This is a genomic window from Arthrobacter sp. B1I2 (genome assembly GCF_030816485.1).
Taxonomy (GTDB): Bacteria; Actinomycetota; Actinomycetes; order Actinomycetales; family Micrococcaceae; genus Arthrobacter.
Genome location: NZ_JAUSYC010000001.1, coordinates 700,496 through 714,455, shown reverse-complemented (window position 1 = coordinate 714,455; position 13,960 = coordinate 700,496). Strand labels below are relative to the sequence as shown.

Sequence of the window (13,960 nt, the reverse complement as noted above, 5' to 3'; positions counted from 1 at the left end):
GACAGCGTTTCCTGCCGGCTTACGCCGCCATTCCGCCCCTGGTTTTGCGGTGCGTCCGGTGCCTTGCCGGTGCGAGGCGGGAGTGCGCCCCGGCGAGGACCTCGCTGCCGTCGGGAACCGTGCTGTCGGTATCCAGGTGGACGCCGTGCTCGATCAGGACGCTGGAGCCGATGCGCGAGTGGCTGCCGATGTTCACCCGGTTGCCGATGACGGTGCCCCGGCCGATCCGTACGCCGTCCCCGATGACCGTCCGGTCACCGATGACTGCGTCCCGGTCGATCCAGCTGCCGTGCCCAATCCGGCAGCCCGCACCCACCTCGGCGCCGTGCTCCACATAGGTCATGGGGCCGATCCTGGCGCTGTCCGCCACGTGGGCGCCGGGTGCGATGAGTCCGCCGCCGTTGTCGTGGCGGGCGTACCGGGTGACCTTGCCGGCGTCGTCCTCAACTGACACAAACTTTGCGGTCATACCATCCCTCGTTAACGCCGCGGTTATTTACCGCGCAGTAGGTTAACGGGCGGGAGGGAGCTGGGATTCCCGAACGTGCCCCTGAAAGGGGACTAAGCCACCAGGTTCGCGGCAGCGGTAGCCATGTGTTCCAGGATGGTCTTGCGGGCCAGGGTGGCATCCCCGGTGTCGATGGCTGCCACGATGTCCTTGTGGCGGTCCACGCTCATGTTGCTGACACCTTTTTGAAGGCCGGCGAACATGATGGACATGCGGATGGAGCCCTCCAGTGATTCCCAGGAATGGAGCAGCGTTTCGTTGCCGGTGAGCCGGCAGAGTGTGCGGTGGAACTCAAGGTCGGACTCGATCCGTTCCTCGAGGCTTCCGCTGGCTGCCGCCGCCATGGCGTCGATGGCTTTGTGCAGGGATTCGGTGACGTGCTGCCGGTCCGGCAGTTCGCACAAGGTCCGGGCGGCAAGGGATTCCAAAGCGGCGCGGACGGCGTAGATGTCCCGGATGTCCTTTTCGTCCAGGTGCCGGACCGACAGCCGGCCGCGCGGCCCTGCGGACAGTAGCCCCTCCTGCTCCAGCTGGCGGAGGGCTTCCCGAAGGGTGCCCCGGCTGATCTGCAGCATTTCGGAAAGTTCTGTCTCCACCAGGTGCCGGCCGGGCTCCAGCTCGCCACTGGTGATGGCGGTCCTCAGCGCCGAGAGCGCCTGCTCGCGCAGGCTCTTCTTTTCCAGTCCCAGCAGCGGGGCGGTCAGTCCGGCCATGGCTTCTGTCCTCAATGTCATAAGTCGACTGTTTACAGTCGGAAGTAGTTTCGATAGTACGGCAGAAAGCACGGCACCGGCCGGGACCGGTGCCGTGCTTTCCGGAATGTCCTGATGCCCGGGCTGCAGGTCTTAGCCGAGCTCAGCCAGGACCTTGGCCACGATGCGGTCCACGGCCAGGCCGTAGCGGTCGTGCAGGGTGGGCAGTGCGCCCGCGTCCAGGAACTGGTCCGGGAGCGCGACCGGCACCACGCGCTTGCCCAGGCCCGCGGTGACGACGGCGGACGCGACGGTTTCGAACAGGCCGCCCACCACGGAGTGGTTTTCCAGGGTGACAGCCAGACGGTCCGTGTTGATTTCCTTGAGGACGGTTGCGGCGTCGAACGGCTTGATCGTGGGGGTGTGCACGACGGCGACGTCCACGTTGTGTGCCGCGAGGGCCTTCGCTGCCTGCAGGGCACGCATGGTCATCAGGCCGGAGGAGATGAACACGACGTCGTTGCCGCCGCGCAGGACCTTGGCCTTGCCGAGTTCGAACGTGTAACCGTACTCATCCAACACGGTGGGCACGTTGCCGCGCAGCAGCCGCAGGTAGGTCGGTCCCTCCGAAGCTGCAAGCTGGGGGACTGCCTGCTCGATGTCCACCGAGTCGCAGGGGTCCACGATGGTCAGGTTGGGCATGCCCCGGAAGATCGCCATGTCCTCGGTGGCCTGGTGGCTGGGGCCGTACCCGGTGGTCAGGCCGGGCAGGCCGCCCACGATGTTGACGTTCAGGTTCGGTTCGGCAGCGTCCAGGCAGAGGAAGTCGTAGGCGCGGCGGGCGGCGAACACCGAATAAGTGGAGGCGAACGGCACCAGCCCGGTCTCAGCCAGGCCGGCGGCGGCGCCGAAGAGCAGCTGCTCTGCCATGCCCATCTGGAAGAACCGCTCCGGGAAGGCCTTGGCGAAGATGTGCATGTCCGTGTACTTGCCCAGATCCGCGGTGAGGCCGACGATTTTGTCATTCTCCTGTGCGGCCTTGACCAGTGCGTGCCCGAACGGTGCGGAGGACGTCTTCTGGCCGGGGTCGGCGAAGGAGGCGATCATCGCGGAGGTCTTCAGCTTGGGCTTGGCCGCTGTGGTCGTGTCGGGAGCCTCGGTGGTGGTGCTCATGCTGAAGCCTTTCCTTCGTAGCCGGCGGTGAGCTGCTCGCGGCAGGTCTGCCATTCGTGTTCTTCGATGCGCATGAAGTGCGCCTTTTCGCGGTCTTCCAGCAGCGGCACCCCGCGGCCCACCTTGGTGTCGCACAGGATTACGGAGGGACGCCCGACGGCGGCGGCCTGGGCGGCTGCGTTGTCGAACGCCGTCAGCAGCGCGCCGACGTCGTTGCCGTCCACCCGCTGGGTGTACCAGCCGAACGATTCCCACTTTTCCGTGACCGGCTCGGTGCGCAGCACGGTGTCCGTCTTGCCGTCGGCCTGCAGGGCGTTGATGTCCACCATGGCGGTGAGGTTGCCCAGCTGGTGATGGTGCGCCCCCATTGCCGCTTCCCAGGTGGAGCCCTCGTCCAGCTCACCATCGGAGAGGAAGTTGAACACCCGGGCGCTTGAGCCCTGGTAACGCAGGCCCAGGGCCATGCCCACGGCGATGGTCAGGCCGTGCCCCAGGGAACCGCCGGAGATTTCCATGCCGGGCGTGTAGGTGGACATGCCGGACATCGGCAGCCGGGAGTCATCGGAGCCGTAGGTTTCCAGTTCCTCGACCGGAACAATCCCGGCCTCGGCGAGGGCAGCGTAGTGGCCGATTGCGTAGTGCCCGGTGGAGAGCAGGAACCGGTCGCGTGCCTCCCAGTGCGGGTCCCCGGCGCGGAAATTCAGCTGGTCCCCGTAGACCGTGGCGAGCATGTCCGCGGCACCGAGGGCCTGGCCCACGTAGCCCTGGCCCTGGACCTCGCCCATGTTCAGGGCGTGGTGCCGGATCCGGTAGGCGGCGGCGCTGATCCTGTCCACCCGCCCCGGGGTCACTTCGGTCTGCAGTTTAGGTCCCTGTGGGGCACGGTCCTGGACGGTATCTGTTGGCATTACTGGCTCCGTGATCATTTGGCGCGTGGTGGTCATTCAGGCGTTGACGGTGTTGGGGGTGCTTTTGGTGGCTTCGTCAGCCAGCTCGCGCTCCCGTTTGCCCCAGGTTTCGCGGGTGGCGATGGCGGCCCAGAGTCCGATCAGGGCGTAGGTGCCGAAGAGCAACGCCGGACCCATCCAGCCGAAGCTGACAAACAGCAGGGTGGTGATGAACGGGGTGAAACCGGACACCATGGCGGAGATCTGGTACGCCAGGCTGGCGCCGGAAGCGCGGGTCTTGGCCTGGAAGAGCTCGGGGAACCAGGCGCCCTGGGCGCCGGCGAGGGAGTTCTGGCAGACCGCGTAGGAGATTACGAGGGTGATGATGATGGCAATGAACAGGCCGGTGTTGACCAGCAGGAACATCGGGATCGCAAACAGGGCGGCAAAGGCCGTGGACCAGACGTACAGCGGACGGCGGCCAATGCGGTCGGTAAGGGCTGCCCAGGCCTGGGTGGCAAAGATACCGATAGCGGAGGCGATGCAGAGGGCGACCAGGGTCTGGCTCTTGTCCGCCAGGTGCTGGCTGTTGAGGTAGGAAATCATGTAGGTGATGGACACGGCGTAGCCGGCGGTTTCGGCGATGCGCAGGCCGATGCCCTTGACGATGTTGCGCCAGTCAGTCCTGATGACCTCGACAATGGGCGACTTGACGATGGTGCCGCTGTCCTTGACCTCGTCGAAGACGGGGGACTCCGGGACCTTGGAACGGATGATCAGCCCGACAACCACCAGGACGATGCTTGCTAGGAACGGGATGCGCCAGGCCAGTTCGCCGCCGAGGCTGGTGCTCGCCAGGAAGGTCAGGTTGGCCAGGAGCAGGCCCACGGGGAAGCCGGCCTGGACGATGCCGGTGTACTTGCCCTTGGTCTTCCAGGGTGCGTGCTCGTAGCTCATCAGGATGGCACCGCCCCATTCCGCGCCGAAGGCCAGGCCCTGGACGATTCGGACAAAGACGAGCAGTGCGGGGGCCAGCAGCCCCACCGCCGCGTAGGTCGGGAGCAGGCCGATGGCGAACGTGGCCAGGCCCATCAGGATCAGTGAGGCGACCAGGACGGGCTTGCGGCCCACCTTGTCACCGAGGTGGCCGCCGATGATGCCGCCCAGGGGACGGGCCGCAAAACCGACGCCGAGGGTGGCGAAGGAGGCAAGGGTGCCGGTGACAGGATCGCTCCCGGGGAAGAATGCGGTGCCGAAGTACAGTGCGGCAGCGGTGCCGAAGCCGATGAAGTCATAGGTCTCGATGACGGCCCCCACGCCGGATCCGATGGCAACACGCCTGGCGTCCTTGGTGCCGTGGACCGGACCGCGCATGGTCAGAGCATCTTTGCTCATGGTGGTTCCCTTTCGAAGAGCGGCTGAAGGAAGTCGCCGCTGTCGACTGTTAACAAATTGATACGACCCAGTGTGACCTCCATCATGCTTCAGTGTCAACAGTCGACTTCCATAGTTGACTGTTGACAGTGGACGCAGATACTGTGGTCTCCATCACTACCGCTTGGCACAAACCAGAGGATCAACGATGTTCCATTCCAGACTCGGGTGCTCATCCATCAGCTTCCGGCACCAGGACCTGGGCGGCGCCCTGCGCACCATGAAGGGGCTGGGCTTCGAGGAGATCGACCTGGGCGCACTGCCCGGTGTGTGCGACCACGTTCCCTACGAACTCGATGCGGCCGCGGTTGCTGCGGTGTCAGCCGAAGTGGATGCCTCCGGCCTCCGCGTCCGGTCTGTGAACGGCGACATTGGGGACCTGAACGCAGTGCTCGACGCCGACGGCAAGGCAGCAAGGCAGCGCCACCTGGACGCCTTGCTCACCCTCACGGCCAACACCGGCGCCAAGGCCCTGGTCCTGCCCTGCGGCGCCCTGGACCACAACCCGGTCCGGAGCGTCGAGGAGGACCTGGACCTCATCGCCGCGCAGCTCATTGGTGCCGGTCAGCGGGCGGCGGAGTTCGGCGTCGAACTCTGGACGGAATCGCTGCACTTTCTGCGGTTCTGCTGGAACCTGCAGCGCGCGGGACTGCTGGCGGACCGGTTGGCCGGATCCGGCGTCGGAATCGTCATGGACTTCAGCCACATTGTGGCGTCCGGCGAGGACATCCGGGCGTACCTCCACCGGCACCGCGGCCGAATCAGCCACGTACACCTGCGCGACGCCGTGCCGGGGAACATCAACCTCAGCATCGGCAACGGGGACGCCGACTTCGCCGGTGGCCTGAAGCGGCTCGCCGCGGACGGTTACGCGGGCCACTTCTCACTTGAACTGGAAACCCGGGACGTCACCAACGACGAACGCCCGGCCGCCGCCGCCAAGGCGGCAAGCTTCATCACCGACCTCATCTAAAGCACAACGCAAAGGAGCACCATCATGACCACCATCCACCGCACTGCAGTCCTCACCGGAGCAACCTCGGACCGGGGCATCGGCATCACCACCGCCCGCCGTTATGCCCGTGAAGGCTGGGGCATCGTGATCCTGGACCTGGACGGCGAAAAGTCCGCCAAGGTCGCCGCGGAAATCGGCAATGAATTCAACGTTCCCGCGTTCGGCCACGAAATCGACGTCGCCAACGAGGCTTCCGTGACCGCAGCCCAGGCCGCCGTCGCCGCCGAGGTGGCCGCCGGCAACCTTCCGCCGGTCGGTGCCCTGGCCAACATCGCCGGCATCACCTCCCCGGTGCCGTTCCTGGAAACCACCCTTGAGCTGTGGCACAAGGTGATGGACGTCAACGCCACCGGCACTTACCTGGTTACCAAGGCGTTCCTGCCGGACATGATCGAAAACGGCTGGGGCCGGATCGTGAACATGTCCTCCGTCTCCGCCCAGCGCGGCGGCGGCGTGTTCGGCAAGGTCCCCTACTCCGCTGCGAAGGCCGCCATCCTGGGCTTCACCAAGGCCCTCGCCCGTGAGCTTGGCACCACGGGCGTCACCGTCAACGCCATCACCCCCGGCGCCGTGGACACCAACATCCGCGTGGGCAGCACCGAAGAGCAGGAAGCCGCCATCAACGCCGGCATTCCCCTGGGACGGAACGCCACCACGGAAGAAGTGGCCTCCGTGATCACCTTCCTGTCCTCCGAAGACTCCGCCTACCTCACCGGCACCACCATCGACATCAACGGCGGCAGCCACATCCACTAACAGCAACGGACCCCCGGGAGGCCATCATGAAGCCCTACCGCTATCAGGACTGGAGCCGGCTTGTTGGAACTCCCGTGGAGGTCCGCAAGGATTCCGAGCTTGTCCGGGCCGGAGTGGTCGATGACGCCATGCAGGATTCCTCTGCACTGTGGCTCGCCGCCGACTCCGCAGCGGGCCGGGTGCTTTTTTCCGCGGACGAGGGATACGAAGTGTGGATTACTCCCCGGGAACTGGAGGGGAAACTCTGCTACAAGATGGCTGCCGCCCAGCTGGGGTCGGCTCCTAGACTGGGGTGATGATCACAGTCACCGGAAGTGTGGAAACCAACCTGTCCGCCGAGAAGGCCTTTGCCTTCATGAGTGAGTTCGAGAACACCAGCAAGTGGGACCCCAACACCCCTGTCATGGACAAGCTCACCCCCGGGCCGGTGGCCGTGGGGCACAAGTACCACGCTGAGTCCGAGTTCCGGGGGAAGCGCCAGACCCTGGTCTATGAGGTCCATCGAGCTGACGGACAACCACATCAAGCTGCGGGGCGAGAACAAGACCGTGACTGCTTTCGACTCGATCGACGTCAGCCCCAACGGGACCGGTTCGGTGGTCAAATACACGGCTGAGTTCAGCATCAACGGACCGGCCAGGATCATCCAGCCGCTCCTGAAACCTGCGTTCATGTCGCTTCGGGATCCGGCACTGAACGGCATCCGGGACACGCTTAACTCGCTGGCAGCAGCCTGACGGTTTCGAAGAACTCGCGGATCTCGCTTCGGGGGTCGGCTTCCAGCCGGGACTCGCCGTCGAGCACCATGGTGCTGCGGTGCCCGCCATACTCGGGCCACGCAAGAGCAGGCGTGCCGGGCGTTCCCGTGCGCGCGAAAGCGCCCCATGCCCCGCTCATGGCGTCGCTGAGGGACTGCGGCGCCTCGCCCCGCGTGAGGAAGGCAGCTTCCGGCGCATCCAGTTGCCGGAAGACGAAAGGGATGTCCAGCGCGTGGCAGGCGCCGAGCTTCCCGCCCATGGCGGGGCTCCGCCAGGTGAAGAGGTAGGCGAAGTTTTTCCCGGGAGCGCCACCGCCGGCAGCCACCTGCCGTGCAGCCAGGAGTCCGTTGCTGGGCTGGCGGTAGAGGGAATCCGCGATGGCCGCCTCCAGGAGTTCCTTGTCTGCCGGTTCCCTGCGCAGCATCCGGGCCAGCGCGTCTGCATAGCCGGAGGCAAGGGCCGGCGGAACCCCGGCACCGGACAGCACGGCGGCGGCACGGTCCGGGTAGTCCGGGTCAGCAGGAGCCGGCGGGCGCATTTCGACGGCGAAAGAGCCCTCGTTCAGGTTGGTTCCGATCAGCAGGTCTACCCCGCGGTTGACGCCGTTGCGGACGCTGTCGAGCGGCGGAACCGGCAGCGACGGCGTGCCCACCGTGGGCTGGAACGGCAGCGGGACCGCGAAGGATTCCGCCGCGACGCGCTGTTCGAGCGCAGCCTGGGCTTGCAGCAGCTGCTCCACCGGGAGCGTGAGCAGGTGTTGGGCCGAAGAGGCGTCCAGACCGCACAGCTCAAGGAAAGTGGAGGTGACTCGTGCCGAGTCCTCCGGCCGGCAGTAGCGTTCGGCCGTGCCGCTCTGCATGATGGCCCGGCGGAAGAGACCTTCCGACGCCGGCATGCCCAGCAGGGTCCCGATGGCTGCGGCGCCTGCGGACTCGCCGAAAACGGTCACGTTGTGCGGGTCGCCGCCGAATGCGGCGATGTTGCGGCGGATCCACCGCAGGGCCTCCAGCTGGTCCAGCAGGGCAAGGTTGGACGAGTCCTCGTAACCTGCCCCCAGCAGGTCCGCCAGGTGCAGGAAACCCAGCGCGCCCAGCCGGTAGTTGACGGACACCAGCACCACGCCCGCCGCAGCGGCGAGCCGGGTGCCGTCGTACATTGCATCACTGTTGGCGCCCATGAGGTATGCGCCGCCGTGGATCCACACCATCACCGGTTTGGCCGGTCCATCCGTCCCCGGCGTCCAGACATTCAGGTTCAGGCATCCCGCTTCGCTCCAGGAGCGCGGCGTAGAGCCGGGAGGTGCATGGGACTCGGGGTTTTGGGGCGCCGCCGGGCCGGGAGCAGTGCAGTCCAGCGCGCCGCTCCAAGGCAATACCGGTACCGGCGGCCGGAAACGGTTGGCTCCCGACGGCGGCCCGGCGTACGGGATGCCGAGGAACCGATGGATTGTGGTCCCGTCAGTCACCAAAGAGCTGCCATCGACGGATCCGCAGGGGGTGGAGAGGCGCGTCATGGTTGACACATTACGACAGCGGCGAAGGTAGGCTGGCATCACCGTCCGGCAGTGGGCGGCCACAGTGATGTGGCTCTTAACTATTGTCCGGGAGGTAAGACGCGTGCCCCACGCCGGCGTGCCTGAAGACGAAGACTTCGCAGACGTTGCCCTGCATCTCCAGGAGTCGTTCCTGCAGAACCCCGAGGTTGAGGCATTTCTCCAGGATCTCGCGACCTACGCTGCCACCCGGCTCGGCGGGCAGGGCCACGAATGCTCCTGTGAAATCGTGGTGCTGCGGCCCAAGAAGCCTGCGGCGAGCGCCGGCAGCAATCCCAGTGCACAACTCATATCGCAGCTGGAGTCCACACTCGGTGACGGTCCGGGCAGAACGGCGATGCGGACAGCGACGACCGTGCTGGTTGCCGACCTGCGGCGGGAAAAGCGCTGGCCGGAGTACGTCCAGGCCGTCCAGGGCCGGGGCTTCCTCTCCGTGCTGAGCATTCCCGCAGCGCTTGAAGGGGGTTCGGAGGGAGTGCTCACGTTCTACTGCTCGCGGCCCGTCGCCTTCGGCACCAACGGTGTTGATGCGGCGGAAGCGTTCGTCCGGCAGGCCTCCAAGGGCCTGAAACTCGCCCTGCGGATGCTGAAGCTGGAAGAGACGAAAGACGGCATGAGCGCCGCCATGCAGACACGCACCGTGATCGACCTGGCAACCGGAGCCATCATGGCGCAGAACCGGTGCAGCCAGGCTGCGGCCTTCAAGCTGTTGGCGGACGCATCCAGCACGCGGAACATGAAACTCCGGGATGTTGCGGCCGCCGTGGTCGCATCAGTTGCCGGCGCCGCGGACACCTTTACCTACTTCGACGAGTAGGGGTCCTTCCGCTCCGGGTCATGCCGTTCCGGCTGCAAAAGGAAAAGGGCAGATTCGCTGAGGGGAGCCCGGAGCGGCAGGCCAACGGCCGCACAGTGTTCGTTGACGGCCTGCGCCAGTGCGTCACGTTCCTTTGCCGGCAGCGCGGCGTCGCCCGCACAGTAGTCCCGGATGAGCTGTTCTGAGGCGTCCCCGCCCAGCCCAACGAACTCCAGCCACAGCTGTGCCAGATCCAGCCGGTACTCCTTGATGACAGCACCCGTCATGGATTGCTGGTCCACGGCATCCATCGCCCCGTCCTTGCCTTTGGTTGCAGTACTACGGTTGGGGTTCGGAACGTGCGGCCCGGTGGATGGGAAGGGATCGAAGAATCTGCTGCGCGAATGGCCCCGGGCCTCCGGGGGACTTTTGCCCCTAGGCAGGCCGCTCCTGGCAGCAGTCCACTTGAGTGTCTGGATCAGTCGAGTACAACAGGAGGCAAAGACCATGGGCTCATGTGATGTCTGCGGCAGCAGCGAGGGCCGCATGTTCACCGTCAGCATGGGGCACCAAACCGGAACTTTCGACAGCTTCGAATGCGCCATCCACATGATGGCACCGGCATGCGAGCACTGCGGCTGCCGGATCCTGGGCCACCCTGTTGAAAGCGACGCAGGCATCTACTGTTGCCTCCACTGCGCCAGGGAAGCAGGAAATCCCCAGAAGGCCGCTAAAGCCGGGAACGCCACGGTGGCAGTGCCGGCGCAGGGCGCGCCAACGGGCCAGGGCTAGTCCCGCCGGCAATGGTGCAGCAGGAAGAGGGGAACCGTGGCAGGTAGCGGGACTTTCAGGATTGTGGTGGGCGTGGACGGCTCCGACCAGTCCCGGTCTGCCATGGACTGGGCTGTTGAAGAGGCCAGGCTGCGCGGAGCCGAGATACAGGCGCTGGCAGCCTGGAACTTTCCCTACGTCAGCGATGCCCTTGGCACGGCCTGGGATTATGAAATTTTCCAGAAGGACGCGCAGGCCATCCTTGAAGCCGAGCTCGAACGCGTCAAGGACCGGGGGGTGCCTGTTACGGGGAAAATCGTGGAGGGCAATCCGGCTTCGGCGCTTATCGATGCTTCCCGGGATGCAGGCCTCGTCGTTGTCGGCTCACGCGGCCACGGAGGATTCACCGGGATGCTGCTCGGCTCTGTATCCCACCAGACCATCCACCACGCACACTGCCCGGTACTGGTGATCCGCGGGCCGGGTGCCGATTAGGGCGTGCGCTGGAGTTTTTGGGCAGATAACGCGACTTAGCCTGCGGCCAAGTCGCGTTATCTGCCCAAAAACTCACCCCTGTTACGCGGGCTGCTGTGCCTCCGCCAAAGCTTGCTCCCGGGCAAGGCTGCCCAGCCAGCGCGCGCTTTCCTTCGGCGTGCGCTCCTGGGTGGAGCGGTCGACGGCGATCAGGCCGAACTTGGGCCGGTAGCCGAAGATCCACTCGAAGTTGTCGAAGGCCGTCCAGGCGATGTAACCCCTGACGTCGATGCCGTCCGCAAGGCAGGAGGCCACGCCGTCGACGGCCGTCTTGAGGTACGCCACGCGTTCGGCGTCGTCCTCCGTGGCCAGTCCGTTCTCGGTGACGATCACCGGAATGCCGGCAACCCGGTGGGCCTCGCGAATGGTCGCCTCCAGGCCTTCCGGATAAAGTTCTTCACCCATCTGGTTGGTGGGCACCCCTCCCGGGGCCGGCACGTGTCCGTCCGGGCCGTAGACCGTCCGGCCGTACGTCTGGATACCCACGAAGTCGTCCCCGCGGGAAGCCTCCAGGAAGCGTTCGTTGACGTCCCGGCGCACGCGGGCGGCGGTTTCTTCGCCGCCTTCGATCCACTGGATGTCCGAATTTGCAAGGGTCCAGCCCACCGGCAGGTCCGGGCGCCGCGCCTTGATGGCTGCAGTGGCGGCGCGGTGGGCCTCCAGTTTCACCTGGAAGCCCGTTTCGGTGGAGCAGAACTGGAATGGCGCGATGGTGCTGGCGTCAACACCGAGGCGTTCCGCCGCGGCAGCCCACACCGGCACGGACCCGCGGTTCTCCGGTGCCTCTCCGCCGATGCCGAATGATTCAAGGAGCCACGGAAGATTGGGTTCGTTCAAAGTGCAGGCGACGCCGATGAGGTCACCGAGGTGCGCCATCACCCGGTCGCAATAACGGGTAAAGAGTTCAGGTGTCCGGGCCCCTTCCCAGCCGCCCACCTGCAGGAGCCAGCGGGGTGAGGTGAAGTGGTGGAAGGTGACAACAGGCGTCAGGCCGTGCTCCACGCACGCCTCCAGCACACGCTTGTAGTGGTCCAACTCCGCCACCGAGAACTGGCCTTCCTCCGGCTCGACCCGGGCCCATTCAATGGAGAAGCGGTAGCTGGTGAAACCCAGGCCGGCGATCAGCGCGATGTCCTCCCGGTAACGGTGGTAATGGTCCACGGCATCCCCGGAGGGCTCCGCGAAGATCGTCCCGGGCAGGTGCTCCAGGAACCAGGTATCGCTGTTGACGTTGTTGCCTTCCACCTGGTGGCCTGCGGTGGCCACGCCCCAAAGGAAGTTGCGGGGGAACGTATTGGTCATGGGATTCCTTTCGTAATGGACGCGTGGGCGTCCCAGGCTTCACTGCCCTGCTTCCATCCTGCGGGCCAGCGTGATGGCCGCCACAATACTTTTTCAATCAATGACATTGACATGTTTGGTGGGACCAGCCGGGGCCGATTCTGGAAGGGAGCCGGGGACGTCCGGCCCCACTTCTTTCTTTCCGTTGCAGTCATAGAAGAATGCGAAGGCGCACCACATGAAACTTCTGACCACCACCGCACGCGGCAGCGCTGCCGTTCTGACCGGTGCCCTGCTGATGGGTTCCCTGGCCGCCTGCGGCGGCGGGTCCAGCCAGGCCGCCCCCAAGGCAGACACCAGCAGCCTGACGCTCGCCATCGACAGCGACTCGGCCTCGTTCGGCTTCGATCCGCTGCGTGTCTCAGCCGCCCAGCGCCAGTTCTTCGAGGGCCTCTACGACAGCCTGATGACGCTCCAGCCGGATGGTTCCGCGGGTCCCGGCCTGGCCAAGGAGTTCAGCTACAACGCGGACAACACCGTCCTGACGCTGACCCTCAAGGATGACGTGACTTTCACTGACGGCTCCAAGCTGGACGCCGCACTGGTCAAGGCCAACCTGGACCGCCGGTCCGATCCCGCGTTGAGCGCCTACTCCGCCGTCGCCAAGGGCGGAGCCCAGGAAATCACCTTCGTGGACGTGGTCAGCCCCACCCAGGTAGCACTGACCTTCGCCAAGCCGCAGCCCGGATTCGAGAAGAACCTCACCTCCACCACCGGCATGATCGTGGGCAAGAACGGCGTCACGGACACCGCAAGCCTGTCCGCCACCCCCGACGGTTCAGGCCCCTACACTCTTGACCCGTCCACCGTGAAGGGCAACAAGTACGTCCTGGTAAAGAACGACAAGAGCCCCGACGCTACCAAATACGCCTTCAAGAAGGTGGTCTTCAGTGTTGTCCTGGACCCCCAGGCGCGTGCCAATGCGCTGGTCTCCGGCCAGGCGGACGTTGCGATGCTGACGTCCTCCACGGTCGATTTCGCCAAGTCCAAGGGCGTCGGCGTCTCCCAGATCGGCGGCACCGTCAACACCATGATCTCCTTCGACAAGATCGGCAAGACCGCCCCGGCCTTCGCCCAGGAAAAGGTCCGCCAGGCGATCCAGTACGCCATCAACCGCCAGGCCCTGGTGGATGCCCTGCACAAGGGTGACATCCCCGCCTGGAACGCCCTCCCCAAGGACTCGGCCGGCTTCACGAAGGACCTGGAAACCAAGTTCGCGTACAGCCCGGAGAAGGCAAAGAGCTTGCTGGCCGAGGCCGGCTACCCGAACGGCTTCGAGTTCACCATCCTCGCCGGCGCCCAGACCCAGACGGACCTGCAGGCAGTCCAGAAGGACCTGGCCGCCGTCGGCATCACCATGAACGTGAAGATGGCAGCCTCCACCGACGAAGCTTTCGCCGCCGTCGCCACCACGCCCCTGGGCTATGCCCCCCTTAACTGGGACAACCCCGTCGGCGTGATGTACGGAGCCATCCTCAACGGGTTCACCAACGTCCAGAAGGCCACCGATGACCAGCTGTCCGCCGCCACCGGCGAGCTGGCCGCAGCCAAGGACGACGCAGCCGTCAAGGCAGCCGCCACCAAGCTGAACACGCGGCTGGTGGAGTCCGGCTGGATGATCCCGCTGTACGAGGCGCTGACCAACCAGGGCTACAACACCAAGAAGGTGGCCCCGGTGAAGTTCGCCGGCACCAACGCCTACCCGCTCCTCTCGTCCTACACGCCGGCCAGCTAATACCCGCA

15 protein-coding genes and 1 pseudogene are annotated in these 13,960 nt (G+C 65.6%); 8 read left to right on the top strand and 8 right to left on the bottom strand.

Annotation, left to right across the window (positions count from 1 at the left end):
* Positions 1–19 precede the first annotated feature (19 nt).
* The 5 genes from QFZ57_RS03310 to QFZ57_RS03290 all read right to left on the bottom strand — a co-directional run bounded on the left by QFZ57_RS03310 (position 20) and on the right by QFZ57_RS03290 (position 4,655).
* Positions 20–469, bottom strand: a complete 450-nt coding sequence (locus QFZ57_RS03310; RefSeq protein ID WP_306897938.1) for a transferase — start codon at positions 467–469, stop codon at positions 20–22.
* 92 nt (positions 470–561) lie between these two features.
* Positions 562–1,221 (bottom strand): GntR family transcriptional regulator, encoded by a 660-nt coding sequence (locus tag QFZ57_RS03305; RefSeq protein ID WP_306901517.1) that lies wholly within the window; start codon positions 1,219–1,221, stop codon positions 562–564.
* A gap of 132 nt (positions 1,222–1,353) precedes the next feature.
* Positions 1,354–2,373 carry a transketolase family protein gene (locus tag QFZ57_RS03300; RefSeq protein ID WP_306897936.1) on the bottom strand — a complete coding sequence of 340 codons (1,020 nt, stop codon included), beginning with the start codon at positions 2,371–2,373 and terminating at the stop codon, positions 1,354–1,356.
* Entirely contained in the window at positions 2,370–3,281 is a 912-nt protein-coding gene (locus QFZ57_RS03295; RefSeq protein WP_306897934.1) for a transketolase, read from the bottom strand. Before QFZ57_RS03295 ends, QFZ57_RS03300 begins: the two co-directional genes overlap by 4 nt.
* Positions 3,282–3,317: 36 nt before the next feature.
* Positions 3,318–4,655 (bottom strand): MFS transporter, encoded by a 1,338-nt coding sequence (locus QFZ57_RS03290; RefSeq protein WP_306629035.1) that lies wholly within the window; start codon positions 4,653–4,655, stop codon positions 3,318–3,320.
* A 187-nt stretch (positions 4,656–4,842) separates the two neighbouring features.
* Between QFZ57_RS03290 and QFZ57_RS03285 the strand changes: the two genes are divergently transcribed.
* From QFZ57_RS03285 to QFZ57_RS03270, 4 genes and pseudogenes are all read left to right on the top strand, one after another.
* Complete coding sequence (locus QFZ57_RS03285) at positions 4,843–5,667, top strand: sugar phosphate isomerase/epimerase family protein (protein ID WP_306897931.1); 825 nt, start codon at positions 4,843–4,845, stop codon at positions 5,665–5,667.
* Between the two features lie 24 nt (positions 5,668–5,691).
* Complete coding sequence (locus QFZ57_RS03280; protein ID WP_306897928.1) at positions 5,692–6,465, top strand: SDR family NAD(P)-dependent oxidoreductase; 774 nt, start codon at positions 5,692–5,694, stop codon at positions 6,463–6,465.
* A gap of 26 nt (positions 6,466–6,491) precedes the next feature.
* The gene (locus tag QFZ57_RS03275) at positions 6,492–6,761 is read left to right on the top strand and encodes a hypothetical protein (RefSeq protein WP_306897925.1); all 270 of its coding nucleotides are present in this window, start codon (positions 6,492–6,494) and stop codon (positions 6,759–6,761) included.
* A pseudogene (locus QFZ57_RS03270) lies at positions 6,761–7,202 on the top strand (SRPBCC family protein). The gene QFZ57_RS03275 and the pseudogene QFZ57_RS03270 overlap by 1 nt, the downstream one beginning before the upstream one ends.
* Here QFZ57_RS03270 and QFZ57_RS03265 read toward each other — a convergent pair.
* Positions 7,180–8,736 carry a carboxylesterase/lipase family protein gene (locus tag QFZ57_RS03265; protein ID WP_306897923.1) on the bottom strand — a complete coding sequence of 519 codons (1,557 nt, stop codon included), beginning with the start codon at positions 8,734–8,736 and terminating at the stop codon, positions 7,180–7,182. The pseudogene QFZ57_RS03270 and the gene QFZ57_RS03265 sit on opposite strands and share 23 nt — an antisense overlap.
* A gap of 103 nt (positions 8,737–8,839) precedes the next feature.
* Between QFZ57_RS03265 and QFZ57_RS03260 the strand changes: the two genes are divergently transcribed.
* Positions 8,840–9,592 carry a GAF and ANTAR domain-containing protein gene (locus QFZ57_RS03260; RefSeq protein ID WP_306897921.1) on the top strand — a complete coding sequence of 251 codons (753 nt, stop codon included), beginning with the start codon at positions 8,840–8,842 and terminating at the stop codon, positions 9,590–9,592.
* Here QFZ57_RS03260 and QFZ57_RS03255 read toward each other — a convergent pair.
* Complete coding sequence (locus tag QFZ57_RS03255; RefSeq protein ID WP_306629028.1) at positions 9,577–9,882, bottom strand: hypothetical protein; 306 nt, start codon at positions 9,880–9,882, stop codon at positions 9,577–9,579. The two genes, QFZ57_RS03260 and QFZ57_RS03255, sit on opposite strands and share 16 nt — an antisense overlap.
* Before the next feature lie 196 nt (positions 9,883–10,078).
* Between QFZ57_RS03255 and QFZ57_RS03250 the strand changes: the two genes are divergently transcribed.
* Together QFZ57_RS03250 and QFZ57_RS03245 are read left to right on the top strand one after the other, a co-directional pair.
* Positions 10,079–10,363, top strand: a complete 285-nt coding sequence (locus QFZ57_RS03250) for a hypothetical protein (protein ID WP_306629027.1) — start codon at positions 10,079–10,081, stop codon at positions 10,361–10,363.
* Between the two features lie 36 nt (positions 10,364–10,399).
* Positions 10,400–10,837: a universal stress protein gene (locus QFZ57_RS03245; protein WP_306897920.1), complete on the top strand. Its 438-nt coding sequence runs from the start codon at positions 10,400–10,402 to the stop codon at positions 10,835–10,837.
* An 81-nt stretch (positions 10,838–10,918) separates the two neighbouring features.
* Here the strand turns inward: QFZ57_RS03245 and QFZ57_RS03240 are convergent, their stop codons facing one another.
* On the bottom strand, positions 10,919–12,178 hold the full coding sequence (locus QFZ57_RS03240) for a glycoside hydrolase family 1 protein (RefSeq protein WP_306897917.1): 1,260 nt from the start codon (positions 12,176–12,178) through the stop codon (positions 10,919–10,921).
* A gap of 217 nt (positions 12,179–12,395) precedes the next feature.
* On the opposite strand from QFZ57_RS03240, the gene QFZ57_RS03235 reads away from it, so the two are divergent.
* The gene (locus tag QFZ57_RS03235) at positions 12,396–13,952 is read left to right on the top strand and encodes an ABC transporter substrate-binding protein (protein WP_306897915.1); all 1,557 of its coding nucleotides are present in this window, start codon (positions 12,396–12,398) and stop codon (positions 13,950–13,952) included.
* Positions 13,953–13,960: the final 8 nt, after the last annotated feature.